The organism is Deinococcus proteolyticus MRP (assembly GCF_000190555.1).
Taxonomy (GTDB): Bacteria; Deinococcota; Deinococci; order Deinococcales; family Deinococcaceae; genus Deinococcus; species Deinococcus proteolyticus.
Genome location: NC_015170.1, coordinates 28,889 through 52,355, shown reverse-complemented (window position 1 = coordinate 52,355; position 23,467 = coordinate 28,889). Strand labels below are relative to the sequence as shown.

Sequence of the window (23,467 nt, the reverse complement as noted above, 5' to 3'; positions counted from 1 at the left end):
GGCCAGGTTGCAGGCATAGCAAGCGTATGTTTATAACTGACTATGGAAGACCTCGTCCGCCCGGCCGTGCGGCCCACCAATCCGAACTTTTCCTCCGGTCCCTGCGCCAAGTTTCCGGGGTTCCAGCTGGACCTGCTGCAAGGCGCCCCACTGGGCCGCTCTCACCGCGCTGCCCCCGGCAAGGCCCGGCTGGCCGAAGCAATCGAGCTGACCCGCGAGGTGCTGGAGGTGCCGCACGACTACCGCATCGGTATCGTGCCGGCGTCGGACACGGGCGCGGTGGAAATGGCGCTGTGGTCCCTGCTGGGCGCACGCGGCGTGGAGGTGCTGGCCTGGGAAAGCTTCGGCGAGGGCTGGGCGGCGGACGTGGTGGAGCAGCTGGGCCTGGATGCTGCCGTGCGCCGCGCCCCCTACGGCGAAATCGTGGATTTTTCCCAGGTCGATTTCGGAAGCGATGTGGTGTTTACCTGGAACGGCACCACTTCGGGCGTGTGGGTGCCGGATGGCGACCTGATCCCCGCTGACCGCGAAGGCCTGACCATCTGTGACGCCACCTCGGCGGCCTTCGCGGTGGAGCTGCCCTGGGACCGGCTGGACGTGGTTACCTTTTCCTGGCAAAAGGCGCTAGGCGGCGAGGGCGGGCACGGCATGCTGGTGCTTTCGCCCCGCGCTGTGGAGCGGCTGGAAAGTTATACACCGCCCCGGCCACTGCCCAAGATTTTCCGACTGACCCAGCGGGGCCGCCTGATAGAAGGCATCTTCCGGGGCGAAACCATCAACACGCCGTCCATGCTGTGCGTGGAGGACTATCTGGCAGCGCTGCGCTGGGCGCAGTCGGTGGGCGGGCTGCCCGCACTCGTCGCCCGCTCGCAGGCCAACGCGCAGGCCGTGGCCGACTGGGCCGCCGGGCGGGACTGGGTCACCAACCTCGCCGCCGACCCGGCCACCGCGTCAACCACCTCAGTTTGCCTCCGCTTCACTGACCCGCGCATCCGGGACGCAGACGCTTTCGCGGCGGCGGTGGCGCGGCGGCTGGACCGGGAAGGTGCCGGCCACGACCTGGGCTCTTACCGCGACGCCCCGGCGGGCCTGCGTATCTGGTGCGGCTCCACGGTGGAAACGGCCGACGTGCAGGCGCTGCTGCCCTGGATCGACTACGCCTTTCACGCCGAGCTGGCGGCGCAGGCCTGACGGCGGCCCCCTCTCCCCTTTTCCCCTCACCTATTTCTCTCAAAGGAGCCAATATGCCCCCAAAAGTTCTCGTGTCCGACGCGCTGTCGGAAACCGCCGTTCAGATTTTCCGCGACCGTGGCGTGGACGTGGACTACCGCCCGGAAATGGGCAAGGACCCCGCCGCACTGGCCGCCATCATCGGCGACTACGACGGTCTGGCGATTCGCTCGGCCACCCGCGTGACCCCGGAACTGCTCGAAAAGGCCGGGCGCCTGAAAGTCATCGGCCGCGCCGGAATCGGAGTGGACAATGTGGACATCTCCGCTGCGTCCAGACGGGGCATTATCGTGATGAACACGCCTTTCGGCAACAGCGTGACCACCGCCGAGCACGCCATCGCGCTGATGTTCGCGGTGGCGCGGCAACTGCCCGAGGCGAGCGCCTCCACTCACGCCGGGCGCTGGGAGAAAAACCGCTTCATGGGCGTGGAGCTGACCGCCAAGACGCTGGGCCTGATCGGTGCGGGCAACATCGGCTCTATCGTGGCCGACCGGGCGCAGGGGCTGCACATGAAGGTCATGGCTTACGACCCCTTTCTGTCGCAGGAGCGGGCGCTGGAACTGGGGGTCCGCAAGGTGGAGCTGGATGAACTGCTGGAACACGCCGACTTCATCACCCTGCACGTGCCACTGACCGACAAGACACGCAACCTGCTTTCACGCGAGAACCTGCTGCGGACCAAGCCCGGCGTGCGGATTATCAACGCGGCGCGCGGCGGCCTGCTCGACGAGGAGGCGCTGGCCGAGTTGCTGCGCTCCGGGCACGTGGCCGGAGCGGCGCTGGACGTGTTCGCGCAGGAACCCGCCACGCAGTCGCCGCTGTTCGGCCTGCCCAACGTGGTGGTGACCCCGCACCTGGGCGCCGCCACCACCGAGGCGCAGGAGAACGTGGCCCTGCAGGTGGCCGAGCAGATGTCCGACTATCTCCTGAGCGGCGCCGTTCACAATGCGCTGAACATGCCTGCGGTCACGGCTGAGGAAGCGGCGCGCATGGGTCCCTGGATTCACCTGGCGCGGCACCTGGGTGCTTTTGTGGGCCAGATGGTCGAAGAACCGATGACCTCGCTGAACATCACCTACGGTGGGGCCGCAGCCGGCATGAACACGGGCGCCCTGAACGCCGCGCTGATCTCGGGCCTGATGAAGCCCAGCAACCCCGACGCCAACATGGTTTCGGCCCCACTGATGGCCCGCGAGAAAGGCATTCAGGTCGCCACCACCATCCAAGACCAGTCGGGCGGGCAGCAGGCGGGCAACTTCGGGGGCTTTATCCGGTTGGACGTGACCACCGAAAGCGGCGAACGCTCGGTGGCCGGCACCGTCTTCAGCGACGGCAAACCGCGCTTTATCCAGATTCGCGGCATCAACCTGGACGCCGAGGTGGGCGAGCACATGCTGTACACCCGCAACCGCGACGTGCCGGGCGTCATCGGGTCGCTGGGCACGGCCCTGGGCGACCTGGGCGTCAACATCGCCAACTTCACCTTGGGGCGCTCGGCACAGGGTGACGCAATTGCCATCATCTACCTGGATGAGCCCCTGCCGGCAGCGGCGGCCCAGGCCCTGCGGGACAGCGGAAAGTTCATTCAGGTGCGGCCGCTGCACTTTGAACTTTAAGGCGGTGCGCGGACAGGCGAAAAGTCCTCGTTCAGGGCGCAGGATTTGACGCCCAGCACTTTCTTGGAGGCCCCGCCAGAGCGCCGGGGCCTCCTGCTCTTGCCGGTGAACCATCCAGCGACAGGTGGCAAACCTGCCAGATTTAGGCTAACCTAAAACCAACTTGGCCGGGGCTGTGTGCCCTGGGCCCGCCGTTGGCCTGCCGCACGCCGAACCCCGCCGGAAATGAGGTTAACCATGTCTGTATCTGCCGAACCGTCCACCTCTGCTGGATTGTCTCTTTCCTCTGCCCAGCCCCCTGACGCGCAGGCCAGCGCCGTGTTGGCAGGCCAGTCCCAGAAGCGGGGCTTGGCGCGGATTCTGCCATTTATCGGGCCAGCGGTTATCGCGTCCATCGCCTACATGGACCCGGGAAATTTCGCCACCAACATTCAGGGCGGCGCCGACTTCGGCTACCGGCTGCTGTGGGTGATTCTGGCCGCCAACCTGATGGCGATGCTGATTCAGAGCCTCAGTGCTCGGCTGGGCATCGCCACCGGCAAGAACCTGCCCGAACTGATTCGCGAGCGCTGGCCGCGGCCACTGGTCTGGTTTTACTGGGTGCAGGCCGAGCTGGTCGCCATCGCCACCGACCTGGCCGAGTTTATCGGGGCGGCAGTGGCCATTCACCTGCTGACCGGCCTGCCGCTGCTGTGGGGTGCCGCCGTCACGGCGGTCATTTCGCTGTGGATTCTGGGCTTCCAGAGCCGGGGCCGGCGGCCCGCAGAGCTGCTGATCGGAGGTTTCGTGCTGGTCATCGGGCTGGCGTACCTGGTGCAGTTCGTGATGGCCCGCCCGCAGCTGGCCTCGCTCGGCCAGGGGTTGGTGCCCAGCTTCGCCGGTCCGGACAGCGTGTACCTGGCGGTGGGCATCATCGGTGCGACGGTCATGCCGCATGTCATCTACCTGCACTCGGCGCTGACCCAGGGCCGGGTTCAGGCCACCACAGACGAGCAGAAACTGCGCCTGGCACGGCTTAACCGCATCGACGTGATGGGGGCGATGGGCCTGGCCGGCGTGATCAACATGGCGATGCTGGCAGTGGCCGCCGCCACCTTTCACGGGCAGAACATTCCCGACGCCGGCAACCTGGAAACGGCCTACCGAACCCTCACGCCGCTGCTGGGCCCGGCGGCCTCGGTGGCGTTCGCCGTGGCGCTGCTCGCCAGTGGCCTGAGCAGCACCGTGGTGGGCACCATGGCCGGGCAGGTCATCATGCAGGGGTTCGTGAATTTCAGTATTCCGCTCTGGGTGCGGCGCACCGTGACCATGCTGCCGGCGTTCGTGGTCATCCTACTGGGGCTGGACCCCACCCGCACGCTGGTGCTGTCGCAGGTCATCCTCAGCTTCGGGGTGCCGTTCGCGCTGGTGCCGCTGCTGCTGTTCACCGCCCGCCGGGACGTGATGGGAGTGCTGGTCAGCCGGCCTGCCGTCACCCGGCTGGGCTGGGTGATAGCGACATTGATTATCGGCCTGAACGGCTATCTGCTGTGGGAAACGCTACGCTAAAGTGCCGGGCCAGGTGCTGCTGGGCGGCCTTGTTCCCGCCCGCAGCAGAGCTGCGCTAAGAGGAGACAGCAGGAGCGCTGCACCCAGAACAGGACCTGGGCGGTCAGCCCAGCATGTTCAGTGAGGACGGGGGCAAAGGTATTTTCGCCCTGTCAGGCGCTTCAGAGCTGACCGCAGGCTGACAAGTCTCACCCAATCTGAGCGCATGTCTCATTCCCCTGAGCAGACCCCTGAAAAGCGCTCGTTCTGGCACCAGCTGCTGGACACCCGCATCAGCCGCCGCAGCGCGATTACGACTGCCGCTGCGACGGCTGCTGCTGCCAGCCTGCCGGTGAGCTTCGCGCAGGCCCAGCAGAGCGGCGTGACCACTGCCAACAACGGCGCCCCCATCGGCGTGACGCCCCGCGAGAATGCCCGCACCTACCCTCCCTTCCGTCCTATTGAGCCCACCCGCGCCGACGACCTGACCCTGCCCCCCGGCTTCCGCTACCAGATTCTGGCTCCCTGGGGCGAGGAGTTCACCCAGGACGGCCGCACCATCGGCTTCAACCACGACTTTATCGGCTACTTCCCTGCCGACATGCTTGAAGGCGGCCACAGCAGCACCGACGCCTACCTCACCATCAACCACGAGTACGTGAACTCGCTGTTCCTGGGCACCGAGGAGCGCACCCCCGCCAACATCGAAAAGGAAAAGCGCGCCATGGGTGTCAGCGTGGTGCGCGTGCGCCAGCAGGGCGGCGAGTGGAAAGTGGTCAAGGACGCCAAGAACCGCGCTGTGGACGGCCTGTACGATATCGAGCTGACTGGCCCGGTGCGCGGCACCGACGCCGTGAAGGGCGCCACGATGGTCAAGGGCACTGTGGGCAACTGCTCGGGCGGCCAGACCCCCTGGGGCACGCTGCTCACCTGCGAAGAGAACGTGGACGGCTATGTCAAGGCCTGGGAAGGCAGCGGCTACGAGGCCATGCACCAGGGCTGGGTGACCGAAATTGACCCCTTCGACCCTGCCTGGACCCCCAAGAAGCGCACCGGCATGGGCCGCTTCCGCCATGAGAACGTGGCTCCCGGCCGCACCGCCGACGGCCGCTTCGTGGGCTACATGGGCGACGACATGCAGGATTCGTGCGTGTACAAGTTCGTGAGCCGCCAGCCCATCAGCGGCGACCGCGCCGCTGACCGCAACCTGCTGGAAGACGGCGACCTGTACGTGGCCAACTTCGGCAACGGCACCTGGGTGCTGCTGGATTACGACAAGAACAAGAAGCTGCAGGACGCCAAAAAGGACGACAAGCCGCTGTTCAGCAGCCAGGCCGAAGTGCTGGCCGACGCCCGCGCCGCCGCGCTGGCCGTGGGCGGCACCCCGGTGGACCGCCCCGAGGATATCGAGATTCATCCGCTGAACGGTGACGTGTACATCGCCCTGACCAACAACTCCAAGCACGGCAACTACTTCGGCCACATCGTGCGCCTGACCGAAGAAGGCAGCGACCACGCCGCCACGAGCTTCAAGTGGGACGTGTTCGCCTACGGCGGCCCCAGCGCCGGCTTCGCCAGCCCCGACAACCTGGTGTTCGACCCCTACGGCAACCTGTGGATGGTCACCGACAACTCCGACCTGGGCACCAACCCCATCAAGGACTTCCACGGCAACAACGCCATGTTCTTTATGCCCACCGAAGGCCCCAACGCCGGCAAGGCCTACCGCTTCGCCGTGGGCCCGGTCGAGGCCGAGATGACCGGTCCCACCTGGTCCCCGGACGGCAAGACGCTGTTCGTGTCCATCCAGCACCCCGGCGAGGACTCCGAGAGCCTGGACAAGCTGACCTCCAACTTCGCGGCCAAGCCCGGCAGCCGCATCCCCCGCCCCACCCTGGTCGCCATTCAGGGCTTCCCCGGCTGGAAGGCCTGAGCATGACGCTGCCTACTTACCGTGCCGGCCACATCGTGCAGGGCGAACCGCTGATGATTCATGCGCTGGAAGACTTCGTGGGCGAACTGACCCGCCAGCGCCCCTGGGTCAAGGCCCGCTATGAGGAAGCCCTGGAGGCGGTGGATGACCTGCTGAGCCAGGACACTCCCGCTGGCCTGGCCGCCTACCTGGCCGCTGACCGCGCCGAGCTGCTGGCGGCCCTGCCGGAACAGCCGCTGCTGACCGAGGCGCTGGACGAATTCGGTGCTTACCTGCGCGAGTGGCGCTGGGTCTGAGTCCCTGCATCATCCGAGGTGAACCGGGCTGCTGGCCCGGTTTTTGGTGGCTCTGGACCCGAGCGGGCAGCTAAGATGGGGACCAGAACAGCATGTGGGAAGAACTTCAGCTTCAGATTATCAAGCCGGCCGCCTGGTTCAAGTTCGGGCTGGGCCTTTTGGTCACCGTGGCGCTCTACCGCCTGGGACTGACCGTGCTGCGGCTCCTGCGGCCCCGCATGAGTCAGGGGTTTTACCCGGTGCTGCACGGTCTGCTGCTGCTGAGCAGCCTGCTGCTGCTGCTGGGACTCAGCACTCAGGCCTTTTACTTGACTTCCAGCCCGCTGTTTGACCTAGGCAAATCGGTGATGGATGCGCTCCAGGCCACCGGCGGCCAGCTGCTGCTGATTGCGGCGCTGTCCCTGGTCGCCTGGTCGCTGATTGGAGAAGCGGCCGGGCGCATCGTGCCCAGCGACGAATTCAACCGCCGCACGGTGCGGGTGCGGACGCTCAAGGGAGTGGTGGAAAGCACCCTCAAGGCCGTGGTGCTGTTCACGGCGCTGATTGCGGTCCTGCAGACCGTCGGCGTGAATGCCACCAGCCTGCTGGCCAGTGCCTCGGTGCTGGGCCTGGCAGTCAGTTTCGGGGCACAGAGCCTGATCAAGGACATCTTCAACGGCTTTTTTATTCTGCTGTCGGACCAGTACGGCGTGGGCGACGATGTGGACCTGAACCTGGGCGCGGTCTCGGGCACGGTAGAGGCCATCGACCTGCGGACCACTTCGGTGCGCGACATCAGCGGCACGCTGCACATCATGCAAAACGGCCAAATTACCGCCATCAGCGTCAAGAGCAAGGACTGGGCGCGGGTGGTGGCTACCGTAGACGTGGCCTACGAGGCCGACGTGGACCAGGCCATCCGGGTACTGGAACAGGTCAGCCGCGACCTGTATGCCGACGAGCACTGGCACAGCTACTTTCTGAGCGAACCGGACGTGCAGGGCGTCACCGCGCTGGGAACCGACGCGATTACCCTGCGCGCCCTGTTCAAGGTCGGCCCCAAAAGCCAGTACGCCGTGGGCCGCGAGTTTAACCGCCGTATCAAGATTGCGATGGATGAGGCAGGTATCAGTATCCCCTACCCGCAGCGCCGCATGAGCTTCGGCGACGGGCCGCTGGAAATTCGGCTGGTCCAGGGCAATGCGGTACAGGCCAATCCAGCGCAGGGCGATCCGGCACAAGTCGAGCTGGCCCAGGGCACCCCGTTTCCTCATGCCCCGGCCGAGCAGGACCGCCAGAGTCCCTTGGTGACGCCGCCACTCAAGCGCAACGCGGACTAGAGTAGAGGCCACGCACAGCCTGAGTTTTCTTTCCAGAACGGAAAAATATCGCCTCGAAGCATTCTGGAATGTCTGGAAATGTGCATTTTTTACTATTTGTCGTCTGTCAGCGACAGGAGAGGGCTTGTTTTCATACTGGGCTGCATGGATGAGCAGATCCAGAGACTGGAACTCCAGATTCTCAATCGCCCACAGCAGACTGAGCTGGAGCTGACTGCGCTGCTCACGCAAGCACGCCAGCAGGCCGACATTCAGGCCGAGGCACATGCCCTCTGCCTGATGGCAGAAGGCGCCTTTTTCCAGGGGAACTACCCGGCGGCCCTGGAGTGGGCCGGACACGGGCAGGCACTGGCACAGCAGCACAGGCTTACGGCCCTGGAAGCCCGCAACCACAACGCCCTGAGCATGGCCTGCTGGCGGCTGGGCCGGCTCCCAGAAGCACTCGACCATGTCCGGGCCAGCCTGGCCCTGGCCGGGGACGACGCCCTGGCCCGCAGCCGCGCCCTGAGCAGCGCCGCTGCCATCTATATCGAACTGGGCGACCACGAACGCGCCCTGGAGAATTTCGGGCAGGCGGCCGAACTGGCACGCCACAGCGAACAGCCTGAGCAGGCCGCCACCCCTATGACTGGGACCGTGCGGGCCATGCTCCACATGGGCCGCATGGAAGCGCTGGAGTTGGTGCCGGAGGTGCGGGCACTGGCGGAGCAGCATGGCATGCTGTGGCTGCTGTGCGTGCTCAGCTATCTGGAAGCCAGCTTGCTGCACCGGCTGGGCCGCCCTGAAGAAGGCCGGGCCTGCGCGGAAGCGGGCCTGGCTCAGGCCCAGCAGACCGGAAACGCCGAGGCACAGGGCTTCTTGCACCAGATCCTGGCCGAGCTGTACCTGGCCAGTGGCGCACTGGAATGGGCCAGCGCCCAGCTCGAGCAGGGCGGGCAGATTGCCAGGCAGCTGAATCACCTGCAGCTGCACTGTGGCCTGGAAAGCAGCCGCGCCAAGCTGCACCAGCTCAACGGCGACCATGCAGCTGCCCTCGGCGCCCTGCACAGACACATTGAGCTGAGTCAACAGCTGCACGCCCGCAGCCATCAGCTGCACAGCCGCACCGTTTCGCAGCAAATCGAAGTGGAGCTGCTGCAGCGTGCAGCGCAGCACGGGCAGTGCAGCAGCGAACTGCTGCAGGCCAACCGTGAGCTGCAAACCCTGCAGGAGCGGCTCTCCTATCAGGCGTCTCACGATTCGCTGACCGGACTGCTCAACCGCTCGGCGTTCTGGACCCGCACGCAGGAGCGGCTACGTCAGCGCCTGCGTGCCGCCTGCAGCGGAGTCATCATGGCGCACATCAGCCACCTCAGGTCCATCAACGGCGCCCGTGGGCATGCGGCGGGCGACATCCTGCTGCAGGAAATTGCCCAGCGGTTCAGGGCCGAGCTGCGTCCCGGCGACCTGGTAGGACGGCTGAGCGGTGATGAGTTCATGATTTATCTGGACAACCTGTCCTGCCCAGAGCAGCTGGAGCAGGAGGCCCAGCGGCTGCTGCGCTCACTGGTTGAACCGCTGGTCAGCGGGCACCTCGTGATTCGGCCGGCCATCTCACTGGGCTGCGCGGTGGCTCCACCGGACGGACACGACCTGGGGCACCTGCACCAGTGCGCCGACCTGGCGCTGCAGCAGGCCAAGCAGCAGGGCAACAACGGCTGGGTACGCTTCCAGCCTGAAACCGGCGCGGCCGAACTGCGCCGCCAGCAGCTGCGCGAGGACCTGCGCCACGCCCTGGAACGCGGCGAATGCGAACTGCACTACCAGCCGCAGTTCTCCCTCCCTGAGCGCCGTCTGGTCGGTGTGGAAGCCCTGTTGCGCTGGCGGCACCCGCAGCTAGGCACCATTTCTCCGGCCGAGTTCATTCCCCTGGCCGAAGAGGGACCGCTGATTCTGGAACTGGGCGCCTGGGCCCTGCGGGAAGCCTGCTGCCAGGCACAGACCTGGAACTTCGGAGAGCGGAAGCTGCTGATGTCGGTCAACGTGTCGGTGCGGCAGTTCGAGAGGCCCGATTTCGTGCCGCAGGTGGAAGCGGCGCTGGCCGCCTGCGGGCTGCCGGGCGGGTGCCTGATTCTGGAACTTACCGAAACCCTGCTGCACCAAGAAGCCCAGGTGGGAGCACAAACGTTCAACGAACTGCACCGCCTGGGAGTCCACATCGCCATCGACGACTTTGGCACCGGCTACAGCAACATCCAGCTGCTGCGCCATCTGCCGTTCCGGCAGCTGAAAATCGACCGCTCTTTCGTACAGGACCTGGCCGACGGGGCAGCGGGGCTGGCCTCGGCGCAGCACTTTATGAAAGTGATGCTGAACCTGGCGCACGGCCTGGGCATCAACGTGGTCGCGGAGGGGGTCGAGACTCAGGCGCAATTCGACCTGCTCACTCAACTGGGATGCGATAAGGCTCAGGGCTTCTTGCTGTCCCCCCCGCTGCCGGCTGGGGAGCTGGCCAGCACGTTTCTGTAGCTCCCCACCCCGCTAGAGCGGGCATCCAGCAGTCAGGTCATCAGGCGGCGAACGCCCGCTCCATGAACCACACCGCCCCGATGACCGCAATCAATGCCGAAAGCGGCGCGAAGACCAAGCGGCGGTAAAAGACGGTGTGCCGCAGCCAGAAAATCAGGGGCACGGTGACAGCCACCAGCGCCAGCTGGCCGATCTCCACACCGATGTTGAAGCCCAGCAGGCTTTCCACCAGGGCGCGGCGGTCACTGACCAGCTCGCCTAGGACGCTGGAAAAGCCGAAACCGTGCACCAGCCCGAACGCGAACGCCACCGCCCAGAGAAAGCGCTCACGCACCAGCGGGTAGACATTGTTCAGGGCCGCCAGCACCACCGAAAGTGCGATGACCGCTTCTACCAGGCGGGAAGGCAGGTGAATCACGTCCAGGGCCGCCAGGCTCAGGGTCACCGAGTGGGCCACCGTAAAGGCCGTGACCACCTTGACCACGCTGATCAGCGCTTCGCGGAAGCTGCCCACCGGCTGCCAGCGCCCCTCACGGTAACGCAGCACCGAGGGCAGCAGCAGCGTGATCAGAAACAGCACGTGGTCCAGCCCCCCCCAGATATGGGTCATGCCCAGCCAGATGAATTTGACGAGGCTTTCCAGCTTGCTCGGTGCCTGCAGCGAGACATTGGCCGCCGTGCTGCCGGGACCGAACACGCTCGTCTGGGTCTGCCCGGCATATTCCAAGTTCAGGTATCCCCGGTGCGTGTCCTGGTCACCGGTGTCGGTAAACAGCGTGTTGCTGACCTGTAGGGTCTGGGGGGCCACGGCGCACTCACCGGTCAGCGACAGGCGCAGAAAGCGGCCGTTGTCCTGCCGGCCTACCTGCATGCCCGAATCGGTCAGGGAGCAGGGCTGCCCGCCGCCGCTCGCCCCGTCCGCCGTCACGGTCAGGTGCCCCAGCAGATAGTCGCGGGCCTGCTGGCCGGACTGCGCCAGTTCGTCGTTGCTGACCCGGCCGTCCTGGTCAGCGTCGAGGTGCAGCACATAGTCCAGGTCATTGAGCATCACGTCCCAGTGCCCGTTGACGCTGGAGCCGTCCACCTGCAAATTGAGGAAGTGGTCGGAAGTGGCGTGTGCCCCGGCGCGGCCCGACAGGGCGCAGCAGGCGAGCAAGGTGAGAGCGGCGCGGACGGCAGTCGGCATCTTCAAGGGAAATCCTCTTTTCTTTTTGTTCCAATCAGCTCAGCGGACGAAACCGGCCATGACGCTGCCGGTTCCGCCCGCTCCGACTTGGCTGGGGGCTCAGCTCAGAATTCGATGAACACCGGGTTGGAGTAGAACCACAGGTCGTTCCAGGGGTTTTCGCCCTTGGGATCGGCTTCGGGCTCCAGCTGGTCCGTGTTGGTGCCGCGCAGGCGCAGGTACATGTTCTTGTTGACGTTCTTGAGGGTGTAGGTCATGGTGATGTACTCACCGTCGCGCTTCCAGGAGTCGGCCTTGAAGCGTTTCTCGACCTTGGTGCTGGGGTTGGTGTCGTTGTCGTACTGGCTGCTCGCAACCTTGCCGGTCACGTCACCCACAATCAGGTCCACCCGCGACACGGCCGGGTTCTCGCCGTGGAAGTTGTTGCCGGCGGGGTCGCGCAGCTTTACAGTCACGGTCACGTCCTGGGCGCCGCCCAACTTGAGGGTTTCACCCAGGCTGACCCGCTTGCCACCGGCCGCCACGCTCATGTCCAGCTCGGAAATCAGGTCGCCGGAAGTGACGAAGGTACGGCCGTTCCGCAGTCCGTCCAGCACATCGTCATAAGATTTGTCGGCCTTGACGTAGATTTTCTGGTACTCGCCCGGCCAGAAGTCCGAGCCGCCGTCCGTATAGTGAACGTGCGAGTCCGAGGTCGCCACAATCCAGAAGCGCCGGCCTTCGCCCAGCATGGAATCCCACAGGCCACCCACGCGGGCCGTCATCTGGTCGAAGCCGCCGTAGGTGGGGTGGCTGCCGTAACTGCCCCGGCTTCCCTTGGGGTCGAGGCTTCCGTCCCTGTTCAGCCCGCCGGCCTGGTGGCCCGGTGCGCCCTCGAAGCCCACGTAGATATCGGGGGCGGCGTCGTTGTTGTTACGCAGCTCATGCGGGGTATCGGCGCCGTACACGCCCAGGCCTTTGGCCGAGCGGGCCGGGTGGTTCGCCATGAAGATGGGCTTGGGGCCCTGCATGTTCTTCACGTAGTTGATGGTTTGCAGCGCCTTTTCCTCGGTGTCGCGGGACTTGTCGGTGGGATAGGCTTCCGCCTTGTCCCACTTGTTCTCGATATCGAACAGGGTCTGCGATTCACGGTCGGTGTGAGGAATCATCAGGGTGTGGTGGTCCATGGCGGGCATATTGAACTCCATACCCACGAAGCTCAGCAGCTGCGGGAACTGCTTGCGGGCCTGCAGCAGCTCCGGGTAGGCCCGCTCCATGTTCAGCTTGGAGTGGTTGGGGCCGCCGTGGTCGGTAATGACCATCCACGACAGACCATGCTTGACTGCCATCTCGGCGTTCTTGGTAATGGAATACTGCGCGTCCCCCTCCGGTCCGCCGACGATAGGGGTAGGCGGCGTGGTGGAATATTGATAGCGGCGTAAGTATGCGCTGCTAAACTCTAGGGACCGTGGAATGGCAACCGAACCAATATTCTCGTGCCCAACTTGAGGAGCGGCGTCTGGCTGCTACCGAGTGGCTGCAGCAAGGCAGCCACACACACCGCGAAATCGCTGCTCACTTCGGCGTCTCCGTGCTCACGGTGACTTCTTGGAGTGCTCGGCTCAGAAAGAAGGGAAGCTTGCAAGCGACGGTCAGCTCTGGTCGTCCTGCTCGGCTGACTGAGTCTCAGCACGACCAGCTTCGCACCCTCCTGCGGGAGGGTGCTCTGCAGCATGGGTTTCCTGACGAAACTTGGACGACAAAACGTGTGGCAGAGCTGATCGGGCGGCACTTCGAGGTGTGGTACCACCATGATCACGTCCGTAAAATCCTACGAAAGTTGGGGTTCAGCCCACAGATGCCAGATGGGCGGGCTGCTGAGCGGAACGAACTTCGGATCGCATCCTGGCGGGAACAGGTGCTCCCGGAGTTGGAAAAAAAAGGTCGCTGAGGGAGCCACAATCATCTATCTGGATGAGGTCGGATTCTCGTTGAAAGGCGTGCGAAGGCGAACGTGGTCCCCCAGGGGCGTGACGCCCCTGGTCACGCTCAGAGCGAACTGGGAGAAGCTTTCGACGATTGGGGCGATCACTTCAGATGGACGATTCTTCCAGCACACAACATCCGGAGCGATCCGCAGTGGAGAGGTCATCCGATTCTTTGGGCACATCCTGCGCCAAGTTCAGGGGAACATCGTCGTGGTGCTGGACAATGCGAAAATTCATCACGCGAAAGTAACCCAGGCGTTCGTGGGAACCCACGAACGCCTCTCTCTGATCTTTCTGCCTCCGTATGCTCCAGAGTTGAACCCGATCGAGTTGGTGTGGGCCTACGTCAAGCGCAATGTGTTGGGGAACTTTTGTGCCCACTCCATCAGAGCGCTGAAAAAGAGGCTTGTCACCGCCTGGCAGCGGGTCCGCTATATTCACCTGCCCCGTCAGCTTATGGACGCCAACTTACGCCGCTATCAATAGTCGTAGCCAGGGCTGTAGTAGCTATGAATATGAGAATCCCCAGCCAGCCACTGGCGGGTATCAGGCTGAGGCTTGCTGGCTTGCTCGCCACAGGCAGCGAGGACAAGCAGACCAGATGTGATGGACGCAAAGTAAGCAGAACGCTTCATGGAGATTCCTCCTGCACCTACGCTAGGAGCCGGATGTCAGCGTTCTGTCTCTGCGCGGAGATGCCCAGGCCCAGTGTCACATGGAGCGTCACAGTCACATGGAGTGTCACAGGGGCGACTGCACAAGCTGTCCAGGGACACCGACAGCCCCGCAGTTCCCTTTCCAGCAAGCAATGCCCCTTCCGGCAACAGGCCTCTACGCCCGCAGCACCAGATTGCATCTCCTCATGCTCTGGATGTCGGCCTACCGCTGCCTTTACACCAGCCATTCGTAGGCAAGCAGCTTGATGTCCTCCCACTCATCTCGTCTCCGTAGCTCAGTTCGCTTTGCCGCCTTAGCTCGCCCAGCACACTGGCGTTGAAGCTTACCGTGCGGTCAATGTCGGTGATACGGCTCTGGAGGCGTTCTACCAGCCTCAGCACCTCTTCCCAGGCCCTCTCCGGGGGACACGCTGTCAATTTTCGGTTCTTCAAAGGGGGCTGCCCAGGTGGTCAATGCATCCAGCCAGCGGGCATGGCTACGGTGCTCAGGGAAGAGTTGACCTTACAACTCAGTGGTTCGTGCCGCTTGGGTGGGCAAAAAGTGGGGAAGGCGCAAGTCGAAGGGCTGCCCTGACGGGCCACATGGATACCGGTATCCACCGCTCAGCGCTTGCGTCAGCTTGCGGATAAATTCGGTCTTTTTCGTCGCAGCAAGAGTTCTTAGCTCGGCACGAGATTTTACTCTGGTACGGGTTTTTATCCTGGCGCAAGGCCGCCCCCTCTCTTACCTAGGGCACCAGGGCCGCACCCTGCCTCTACGGAAAGCGGAGCGGTTACGGTTCAGCGCCCAGGAGGCAGCCGCCTACACAAACGCAACAGGAGACTCGGCACCGTGTGCTTCGCCGCTGCCCGCCGGCTGTGCGGAGGCCCGGTCTCCCCCACTCCGGTCACTCTTCAAGCAGCTGCGCGAGTTCGTTCAACAGGCGCTGAGCTTTTTGGCGCCTGCGCGGGTCGAGAGACTGCAGGCGCTTCGCCGTGAACTTGCGGCTGACCTGACCCATCTGCCGGTCCCAGTCGTCTGCAAGCGGCACTTTCTTCTTGTTTGCCGGCCTGTTTGCTGGCTGGCTGGTCTGCTTGGCTTCCTGCAGGGCCTGCTGCACCTGCCGGCGGCTCCACTCCCCGGAAATGATCAGGGGCAGCCACACTCGCTGCTGCTCCGGAGTGGCCGCCCGGACCGCCAGCACCGCCGAGTAGGAGGCGCCCTGTTCAATGGCTGCCACCAGGTGGGCCGGCAGCCTGAGCAAAGAAAGGTAATTGCGCCGGTAGCTGAGGTAGGTCAGGTCCTTGTTCACAAGTTTCAGGGCTTCACCCAGAACCCGCAGCGTCTCCTCGGCGGGGGCTGCGCCGCCGAGTTCCGCCTGGACCTCATCGGCAGGGCGTGCCAGCTGGAGGGCGGTCAGGTCCAGCACGGCGCGTGCCACCTCGTAGGCGTTCAGGTCCTCGCGCTGGAGGTTCTCGCGCAGGCCGTGCATTCGGGCTTCCAGGTCCGTCATGTCGCGGATGACGGCCGGAATGGTCGCCTGCTGCGCCTGCCGAGACGCCCGCAGCCGGCGCTCTCCAGCAACCAGCTGATACCGCCCCCCCGCGAGTGGCCGCACCAGCACCGGCTGGAGCACCCCATTCGCCGCGATGTCTCTGGCCAGCTCATCTATGCCCTGAAAGTCCTTGCGGGCCTGAGAGGGAGAAACGTCCAGGTCGTCCAGGCGCAGGTACTCCACAGGCACATGACGCTCCTCAGCCGCCTGGATGCCGCTCTGGGCCTTGCTGGCACGGGCCATGGCCGCCTGCAGGGCAGAAGTGCTCGGTTTGCCGCTCATGCCTGGTCCCCCACACGCTGCAGCAGGGTGTCCGTGGCCGCAGCAATCTCCCGCAGGGCGTCCGCGTCGGCGCGGTCGGTGCCGATGGGTCTGCCCTCGGTCTGCGCCTTGCCATAGACAGCGGGGCGGCTGGTCATCGGCCCGGCGAGGCGGTCGCCCAGAATTTCCCTGAACGCGTCCATCATCTCGTGGGCCACCCGGGTGTTGTTCATCTGCGTCACCAGATACATCGCCACCTTAAGGCCCCGGTTCGTGCGGCTGTGTTCGGTGATGGTTTCCTGCACGCCGTCGAGGGCGTTCAGGCCTTTGAGGGCTGCCTGAATGGGCACCACGACCCAGTCGGCCGAATTGGCAGCGTTGCTGGTGATGCGTCCCAGGCTGGGCGGGCAGTCCAGTAAGATGTAATCGTACCGGTCACCTTCCCGCAGGGCGTCGATGGCCAGCTGAAGGCGCCCTTCGGAGTTGGTCAGGCCACCCAGAATACGCTCGGTGCGGGCGAGGGACAGGTGGCTGGGAATCAGGTCCATGCCGTGGACCCGCAGCGGCTCGGGCAGCGGCGCGTAGTCCATCAGGGCCCCCTGGACGGTCTGCGCCGGTTCCGCGTCATAGACGCCCAGCCAGGTCGTCAGGTTGGCCTGCGGGTCAAGGTCAATCAGCAGCACCCGTTTGCCCCGGCGGGCCAGCTCGGCTCCCAGGTCGCGTGTGGTGGACGTTTTGCCTGCCCCCCCTGCGTGGATAAACATCAGAATCACTCTGGTCTGGCCGGTCATGGGTTCATTATGCCTGGAGCGAGGGGGGAGCGCCGGAGCCGGCCATGGATACCGGTATCCATAGCGTATAGACCTCCTCAGGAGTGGGGCAGGAACCGGTGCCCGTACAACGCCATGAAGCCGAAGCTGGAGCATGTCAGGGTGTAGTGAGCGCACCGATGGATACCGGTATCCATGAAGCTCATTTCAGCAGCCGGTCTCGGTCACCAAGCGCATTCCCCACACCCGGTCTATACGAAGCGTTGAGCCCACTACATTCCGGGACAGATCTTCGGCCTGGGCGGCTGCGCCGGCTGTCTGTGCGCCGGCCGCACTGGCACCGACACGCGCCCGAGACAGCCGGCAGTGGAGCTGCTGTTCAGCACCTGACCCACCTGCCGCAGCGCCCGATTACGCTTCAGAAACTGTGGCAGGCAGCGCTGAGCGTACACGCTGACACGGAGAGACCGGACCCGAGGTGGAAGGTCTGGATACCGGTATCCATACGGCCTGCGACGACGGAGGAAATGTCTTTTCCAGCGAACGAAGCGGGTGCGCAGCATGGGGGCAGGCAGGGGAGAGGAACCCACCTACCAGCGCTACGCACCGAACCTCCAACCGGTCATACACGCCCTTATAGGCCAGCAGCCCGATATTCACCCTCTTCCCCGTGAGCACCCGACCTCTCCCAGCACCCCAGAGAGAATTTGTTAAGGTGCATGAGAAGCTGCTCATAAGCAGTGGACTATTTCAACGTCAGGCGCAGTTCCCTCTCAAGCTGACCGGCAGCCTGGAAGAAACTGCGCCGCGAGTATTACAGAGTGGAGAAGTGTTTTGGTTTTATGGATTTCTCTGGCGATCATCGCCGCGTTCGTACTGTGGGGGCTGACTGGTCCAGAATCGCTCAATAGCGTCTCCAGCAGTGCACTCGCCTTCGCTACCGCCGATTTCGGCTGGTTCTATATGCTCTCGGCCCTGGTTTTTCTTGTGTTCTGCCTGTACCTGGCCTTTTCCAAGTACGGCCGCATTCCACTGGGCCGTGACGACGAGGACCCGGAATTCTCGACCGCCTCATGGTTTTCCATGCTGTTCAGCGCCGGCATGGGTATCGGGCTGGTGTTCTACGGAGTGGCCGAGCCGATGAGTCACTTCGCACGCCCACCCGCCGGCATTGAGGGCGGCACCAACGAAGCCGCCCGCGCCGCTTTTCAGTACACCTTCTTTCATTGGGGTCTGCACCCCTGGGCCATCTATTCGGTGGTGGCGCTGGCGATCGCTTATTTCGGCTTTCGCAAGAACGACAAAACACTGGTGTCCAGCACCTTCCGGCCGCTGATAGGCAAGTGGGTGGACCGCTGGCCGGGCAAAGCCATCGACATTTTTTCCATTCTCGCCACCATCTTCGGTGTGGCGACCACACTGGGTTTCGGCGCAGCGCAGATCGCCTCGGGCGGGAACTTCCTGTTGGGGCTGGAAAACACCCAGACCTTGCAACTGGGCATCATCGCCGCCGTCACGGTACTGTTCATGATCAGCGCCGCGACCGGGCTGGGCAAGGGCATTCAGATTCTGTCCAACCTGAACATCGGGCTGGCTGGTCTGCTGTTCCTGGCGGTGGCTGTCATCGGACCCACGGTCTTTCTGCTGGACGTGTTCACCACTTCGCTGGGCGCCTACCTGCAAAACCTGATCGGCATGTCCACCAGCCTTTCGCCGTTCAGTGGCGACAGCTGGGTGCGGGACTGGTCAGTATTCTACTGGGCGTGGTGGATTGCCTGGGCACCGTTCGTGGGGCTGTTTATCGCCCGGATTTCGCGTGGCCGCACCATCCGCGAGTTCCTGACCGGCGTGCTGATCGTGCCCAGCCTGGTGTGCTTCCTGTGGTTTTCGGTGTTTGGCGGCACAGCCATCTTTCAGGATATGCAGGGCCTCGGCAGCATTGCTCAGGCCACGGCGGCCGATACGTCCACGGCCATGTTCGCCCTGCTGGAGACCCTGCCCTGGGGCGGCGTGCTGGCCGTAATCGCCACGCTGCTGGTCACCTCATTTTTTATCACCAGTGCCGACTCGGCCACCTTCGTACTGGGCATGCTGTCCACCGACGGCAACCAGAACCCGCCGATGGGCATCAAGCTGGCCTGGGGGACCGCGCAGTCGCTGATTGCCGTAGCCCTGCTGGTCAGCGGCGGTCTGAGCGGGCTGCAAAGTGCCACCATTACCGCCGCGCTGCCCTTTACCGTCATCATGCTCGCCATGTGCGTGTCGCTGCTGCGGGCCCTGGCAAATGACCCGCTGGTCAGGCGCACCTCCCGCGCCCAACCCTTCCTGGAGCAGCCCCTCCCGGAGCCCGCGCCCGTGGCGGGAACGTCGCTGGCCCCGGAAGGCCGGTCCACTTCCAAGGCGGATTGAGGCCAGAGCACTGAACTCAACCGTCTGACGGGGCAGCAAGCGGCTGTCGGGGCCTGGACCTTCCGGTGAGAGATGTCCAGGCCCCGACAGCCGTGGCCCCCAGCCGGCACCAGCAGGACATTCGCCATTGTGGATAAATTTGTCCACTTTAAAATGGCCTCCATGAATGCGGAACAGATTCGGCTCGTCAAGGCCACCGTGCCCGCCCTGCGCGCTCACGGTGAGGACATCACCCGGCACTTTTACGCCGATATGTTCCGTGCCCATCCGGAGCTGCTGAACATCTTCAACCCGGCCAACCAGGCAACTGGCCGCCAGGCCCGCTCCCTGGCCGCCTCGGTTCTGGCCTACGCTGAGCACATCGACGCGGCAGGGCAGCTGGGCGGCATGGTGGAGCGCATCGCCCACAAGCATGTCAGCCTGGAAGTGCTGCCCGAGCATTACCCCATCGTGGGCGAACATTTGCTGGGCGCCATCGCTGCGGTACTGGGCGACGCCGCCACCCCAGAAATTCTGGACGCCTGGGCCGCCGCTTACGGCCAACTGGCCGAGCTGATGATCCGCGTAGAGGGTGACATGTATGCCCAGGGCGCAGCGCAGCCCGGCGGATGGCGCGGGTTCAAGCCGTTCCGGGTGGCCGAGAAAAAAGCCGAGAGCAGTGAAATCACCTCCTTCGTGCTGGAGCCGGCCGACGGCCAGCCGCTGCCGCCCTACCGCGCCGGGCAGTACCTGGCCCTGCGGGTCAAGGTGCCGGGCAGCGAACACTTCCAGATTCGCCAGTACAGCCTCTCGGCCCCGTGGGACGGCCACCGCTACCGCATCTCGGTCAAGCGTGAGCCGGGCGGGCTGGTGTCGGGCCACCTGCATGACGGGGTGCAGCAGGGCGACGAACTGGCCGTACACCTGCCGGCCGGCGACTTCGTGCTGCAAGACTCGCCGCGCCCGCTGGTGATGCTCAGCGGCGGGGTGGGCATCACGCCGCTGCTGGCGATGCTGCGGGAACTGCTGGCGCAGGACTCCACACGCCCGGTCACATTCGTCCATGCGGTACGCGGCCGCGAGGTCCACGCTTTCCATGACGAAATCGCGCAGCTGATCGCCGGCAACCCGCAGGTGAAGCGGGCCACCTTTTACGAGATGGTTGCGGACGGAGACCAGCAGGGGGTGCATTTCGACCGGGAAGGCCGGCTTTCCCTGGACGCGCTGCAGCCGTCGCTGCCGGCGGGCGCGCAGGAGGCGGACTACTATTTCTGCGGCCCGGCTGGCTTTGCCTGCGCGGTAGAGCAGCTGCTGGACGAACTGGGCGTGCCGGCGGCCCAGCGCTTTACCGAAACCTTCGGGCCCAGCCAGAGCTTCGCGGGCGTCATTCCCGCCTGAGCGTGCAGCTGAACCGGGGAGCGTGCCTCAGGGCAAGTGCGCTCCCAGTTCAGCGCCCCGCGCTTTGGGCATAAAACCGCTGCCTGGCCTGGCTGCACCCGAACCGCAGCCGGGCTGGCCTCCAAACGGGTCGGAGCCGTGCTTCCCGCGCTGCGGCGGTCGCCAGCCGCGCACCAGTGCACCGGCACGCCAGCGTCTGAGCAAGCAGCTACGCGGCCTGGAGCGGAAAGATACCTCGCACCCGGCAAGCAGCGTTGCTATCGTGGGCACGAGGAGACCTGATGATGAATGTCGAAACGCTGGCGGTTCAGGCGGGGGCCGGATGAATGCCGGGAATGGCCAGGGCGGTTCGACCGGCCCCCCGCCTTACCCATCCCTGCTGACTGCCCAGGAACTTGCCGCACTGCTTGACCTGGCCCCAGCCACCGCACTCGCCGAGCTCGAGCGGCGGCTGGCACTGGATGAGAAGACCCAGCAACCGGAAGAGCTTATTCACCTGCTGGCCCTGTGCGGCGCAGCGCGGCTGTATACCGGCGATTACCTGCACGCCCTGCACGATACGGAGCGCGCCGCCGAACTGGCCCGGACACGGCACCTTCCGGCGGTCGAGGCCCGCGCCACCATCTGGAGCGGCGTCGCACAGATGCTTAGCGGACAGCTGGGGCTGGCGTTCCTGTCGTTTCAGCAGGCGCTGCTGCTGGTCCGCTCGCTTCAGGACACCGCGCTTCACGCCGAGGTGCTCGGGTATGTGGGCCGCCTGCACACCCTGCTGCGTGAAGAGGATACGGCCGAGCAGTTTATCCAGCAGGCGCAGCAGGCAGCGGAGTCGTTGCCTCCCGAACATCCGTCGCGGCTGCAGGTGAGCATCAACCTCGCCCACCACTATCTCGCGCGGCATGCTCCGGACCAGGCGCGCGAGGAACTGCTGAGCAGCCTGCCCCTGGCCCGCCGGAGTGGGGTGGCCCGCGCCGAGGCGCTGCTGCTGCTGCTGCTCGGCCAAGCGTGGCTGCAACTCGGGCAGTCGGAACGGGCACAGGCGTGTGTGGTAGAGGGCCTGACGCTGTCCGGCGCCCTGACCCTGCGCGGGCAACACGCCGCCGGGCTTTTTCTGCTCGGCAAACTTCATGCCCAGCGGGCACAGTGGGCTGAGACCGAAGAACTGCTGCAAGAGGCGCTGACGCTCTCGCTCTCACTGCCTTCGCCGGAATTTCAGGCCGAAGTCTACCAGGCGCTGGTGGAGGCGCTGCGGGCACAGGGCCGGTTCGAAGAAGCGCTGGCCTACTTCGAGCGCTTCTACGCGGTGGACGCTGCACTGGTCATGACGGTCAGCGACCACCGGGCGCAGGTGGCCGCCGTACAGCTTCAGGTCGAGCGTCTGCGCTACCAGGCCGACGAAGAGCGCAAGCGGCGCAAGGAACTCGACCGTCTCAATGCGGAGCTGCGCGAGTCACAGGAAAAACTGAGCGTCCACGCCGCCCACGACGACCTGACGCCGCTGCTCAACCGGCGCGGAATCTCGCACCTGATTGACCGCGAGTTGCAGCGCCAGCAAGCGGGCGCCCTGCTGCTGCTTGACCTCGACCACTTCAAGCAAGTCAATGACGTGCTTGGACACGACGTGGGCGACGCCGTGCTGCAGGAGGTGGCGCGGCGTATCCAGGGCCAGTTGCCGCCGGGCGTGCACGCGGCCCGCATCGGCGGCGACGAGTTCGTACTGTTTTTCCCGGGCAGCTGCAGCCCCGAAACCGTGCACGACCGTGCCCGGGCCGTGCTGAGCAGCGTTGCGCAGCCGCTGTCGCTGGCAGGCCGGACCCTCAAGCTTGACGCTTCCGGGGGCCTGAGTTTCTGCCCGGCCGACGCCGGGGACCAGCTCACGCTCTACAAACATGCCGACCTCGCCCTCTACAGCGCCAAGGAGCAGCGCTCGGCCCTGCGCACCTACACCGCCGACCTCAGCGTCCGCGCCCGCGAGCGACTGGAAATCGAACAGGACCTGCGGCAGGCGTTGCAGGGCGGCGAATTCGAGCTCTACTACCAGCCGGTGATTGACGTGCGGCGCGGCGTGGTCTCCGGTGCCGAGGCGCTGCTGCGCTGGAACCACCCGCACCTCGGCTTGCTTGGCCCGCAGCGCTTCATTCCGGTGGCCGAACAGAGCGACCTGATCGTGGCGCTCGGTGACTGGGTCATCCGGCGGGCGGTGGAGGACCTCGCCCGGATTCGCGCCGCCTGCAAGGACTGCGTGGTAAGCGTCAACGTCTCGCCGCGGCAACTGCTCAAGCTCGACTTTACCGAGGAGCTCAGCCGCGCCCTGAGTCAGCACGGTCTGACGCCGGGCACCCTCACCCTCGAACTCACCGAAGAAACGGCACTGCTGCCCGCCGCCACCGGGGTGCTGGCCGAACTGCGCGAGCAGGGCTTTCGCCTGGCCCTCGACGACGTGGGCCGGGGACACTCCAACTGGGTGCGGCTGGCCGTCTTGCCCGCGCAGCTGCTCAAGATTGACCAGGAAATCATGCGTCACCTTACCCACCGCGCTGAGCAGAGCAGCGCCCTCGACGCGGTGGTGCGTGCCCTGGTCACGTTTGCCCACAACGGCCAGATGCAGGTCGTGGCCGAAGGGGTCGAAACCCGCGAGCAACTGCGGCTGCTGCGCGACCTCAACTGTGACTTTTTTCAGGGCTTCCTGGCCGCCGAACCGCTGCCGCTGCCTGCCTTCTTGACCTACCTGCTGGCCGAGCACTGGACGGTGCCGAAAGGGCCGTAGAAGGCTGGGGGTAGAGGCCGGAGCAGCGGTGGCCGGGGCAGCGGTGCAAGCAGGCAAATGCTTCAGGGCGAATGGGCAGCCCCCCCGCC

The 23,467-nt window shown here is 65.1% G+C and carries 16 protein-coding genes; 11 read left to right on the top strand and 5 right to left on the bottom strand.

All coding sequences use genetic code 11. From position 1 onward, the window contains the following. Positions 1 to 42 precede the first annotated feature (42 nt). The 7 genes from DEIPR_RS12925 (at position 43) to DEIPR_RS12895 (ending at position 10,432) form a co-directional block, all read left to right on the top strand. Positions 43 to 1,191 carry a phosphoserine transaminase gene (locus DEIPR_RS12925; protein WP_013623178.1) on the top strand — a complete coding sequence of 383 codons (1,149 nt, stop codon included), beginning with the start codon at positions 43 to 45 and terminating at the stop codon, positions 1,189 to 1,191. A 53-nt stretch (positions 1,192 to 1,244) separates the two neighbouring features. Next, positions 1,245 to 2,849, top strand: a complete 1,605-nt coding sequence (gene serA / locus DEIPR_RS12920; protein WP_013623177.1) for a phosphoglycerate dehydrogenase — start codon at positions 1,245 to 1,247, stop codon at positions 2,847 to 2,849. A gap of 237 nt (positions 2,850 to 3,086) precedes the next feature. After that, the gene (locus DEIPR_RS12915; protein ID WP_013623176.1) at positions 3,087 to 4,397 is read left to right on the top strand and encodes an Nramp family divalent metal transporter; all 1,311 of its coding nucleotides are present in this window, start codon (positions 3,087 to 3,089) and stop codon (positions 4,395 to 4,397) included. Positions 4,398 to 4,602: 205 nt separating this feature from the next. After that, complete coding sequence (locus DEIPR_RS12910; protein ID WP_013623175.1) at positions 4,603 to 6,309, top strand: PhoX family protein; 1,707 nt, start codon at positions 4,603 to 4,605, stop codon at positions 6,307 to 6,309. A gap of 2 nt (positions 6,310 to 6,311) precedes the next feature. Continuing rightward, positions 6,312 to 6,605, top strand: coding sequence for a hypothetical protein (locus DEIPR_RS12905; protein ID WP_013623174.1), 294 nt, complete (start codon positions 6,312 to 6,314; stop codon positions 6,603 to 6,605). Positions 6,606 to 6,697: 92 nt separating this feature from the next. Then, a complete protein-coding gene (locus DEIPR_RS12900; protein WP_013623173.1) occupies positions 6,698 to 7,924 on the top strand; it encodes a mechanosensitive ion channel family protein in 1,227 nt (408 codons plus the stop codon). A gap of 144 nt (positions 7,925 to 8,068) precedes the next feature. Next, positions 8,069 to 10,432 carry an EAL domain-containing protein gene (locus DEIPR_RS12895; RefSeq protein ID WP_013623172.1) on the top strand — a complete coding sequence of 788 codons (2,364 nt, stop codon included), beginning with the start codon at positions 8,069 to 8,071 and terminating at the stop codon, positions 10,430 to 10,432. Positions 10,433 to 10,472: 40 nt separating this feature from the next. Here DEIPR_RS12895 and DEIPR_RS12890 read toward each other — a convergent pair whose 3' ends face one another. Next, positions 10,473 to 11,618, bottom strand: a complete 1,146-nt coding sequence (locus DEIPR_RS12890; RefSeq protein ID WP_013623171.1) for a HupE/UreJ family protein — start codon at positions 11,616 to 11,618, stop codon at positions 10,473 to 10,475. A 104-nt stretch (positions 11,619 to 11,722) separates the two neighbouring features. Beyond that, on the bottom strand, positions 11,723 to 12,946 hold the full coding sequence (locus DEIPR_RS12885; protein WP_148232007.1) for a CehA/McbA family metallohydrolase domain-containing protein: 1,224 nt from the start codon (positions 12,944 to 12,946) through the stop codon (positions 11,723 to 11,725). A gap of 119 nt (positions 12,947 to 13,065) precedes the next feature. Here DEIPR_RS12885 and DEIPR_RS14450 point away from each other — a divergent pair. Continuing rightward, positions 13,066 to 14,071, top strand: a protein-coding gene (locus DEIPR_RS14450; RefSeq protein WP_218921246.1) for an IS630 family transposase whose coding sequence is annotated in 2 segments (ribosomal slippage) — positions 13,066 to 13,533 and positions 13,535 to 14,071 — 1,005 coding nt in all. Because the reading frame shifts where the segments join, the coding sequence is not laid out codon by codon here. Here DEIPR_RS14450 and DEIPR_RS14275 read toward each other — a convergent pair. The 3 genes from DEIPR_RS14275 to DEIPR_RS12865 all read right to left on the bottom strand — a co-directional run bounded on the left by DEIPR_RS14275 (position 14,065) and on the right by DEIPR_RS12865 (position 16,849). Beyond that, entirely contained in the window at positions 14,065 to 14,220 is a 156-nt protein-coding gene (locus tag DEIPR_RS14275; RefSeq protein WP_169310713.1) for a hypothetical protein, read from the bottom strand. The two genes, DEIPR_RS14450 and DEIPR_RS14275, sit on opposite strands and share 7 nt — an antisense overlap. A gap of 929 nt (positions 14,221 to 15,149) precedes the next feature. Continuing rightward, positions 15,150 to 16,079, bottom strand: a complete 930-nt coding sequence (locus DEIPR_RS12870) for a ParB/RepB/Spo0J family partition protein (RefSeq protein ID WP_013623170.1) — start codon at positions 16,077 to 16,079, stop codon at positions 15,150 to 15,152. Then, entirely contained in the window at positions 16,076 to 16,849 is a 774-nt protein-coding gene (locus DEIPR_RS12865) for a ParA family protein (protein WP_013623169.1), read from the bottom strand. The genes DEIPR_RS12870 and DEIPR_RS12865 overlap by 4 nt, the downstream gene beginning before the upstream one ends. A gap of 813 nt (positions 16,850 to 17,662) precedes the next feature. Between DEIPR_RS12865 and DEIPR_RS12860 the strand changes: the two genes are divergently transcribed. The 3 genes from DEIPR_RS12860 to DEIPR_RS12850 all read left to right on the top strand — a co-directional run bounded on the left by DEIPR_RS12860 (position 17,663) and on the right by DEIPR_RS12850 (position 23,378). Continuing rightward, positions 17,663 to 19,237, top strand: coding sequence for a glycine betaine uptake BCCT transporter (locus DEIPR_RS12860; RefSeq protein ID WP_013623168.1), 1,575 nt, complete (start codon positions 17,663 to 17,665; stop codon positions 19,235 to 19,237). Between the two features lie 162 nt (positions 19,238 to 19,399). Next, on the top strand, positions 19,400 to 20,614 hold the full coding sequence (gene hmpA / locus DEIPR_RS12855; protein ID WP_013623167.1) for an NO-inducible flavohemoprotein: 1,215 nt from the start codon (positions 19,400 to 19,402) through the stop codon (positions 20,612 to 20,614). 322 nt (positions 20,615 to 20,936) lie between these two features. Beyond that, positions 20,937 to 23,378 (top strand): putative bifunctional diguanylate cyclase/phosphodiesterase, encoded by a 2,442-nt coding sequence (locus tag DEIPR_RS12850; RefSeq protein ID WP_013623166.1) that lies wholly within the window; start codon positions 20,937 to 20,939, stop codon positions 23,376 to 23,378. Positions 23,379 to 23,467 lie beyond the last annotated feature (89 nt).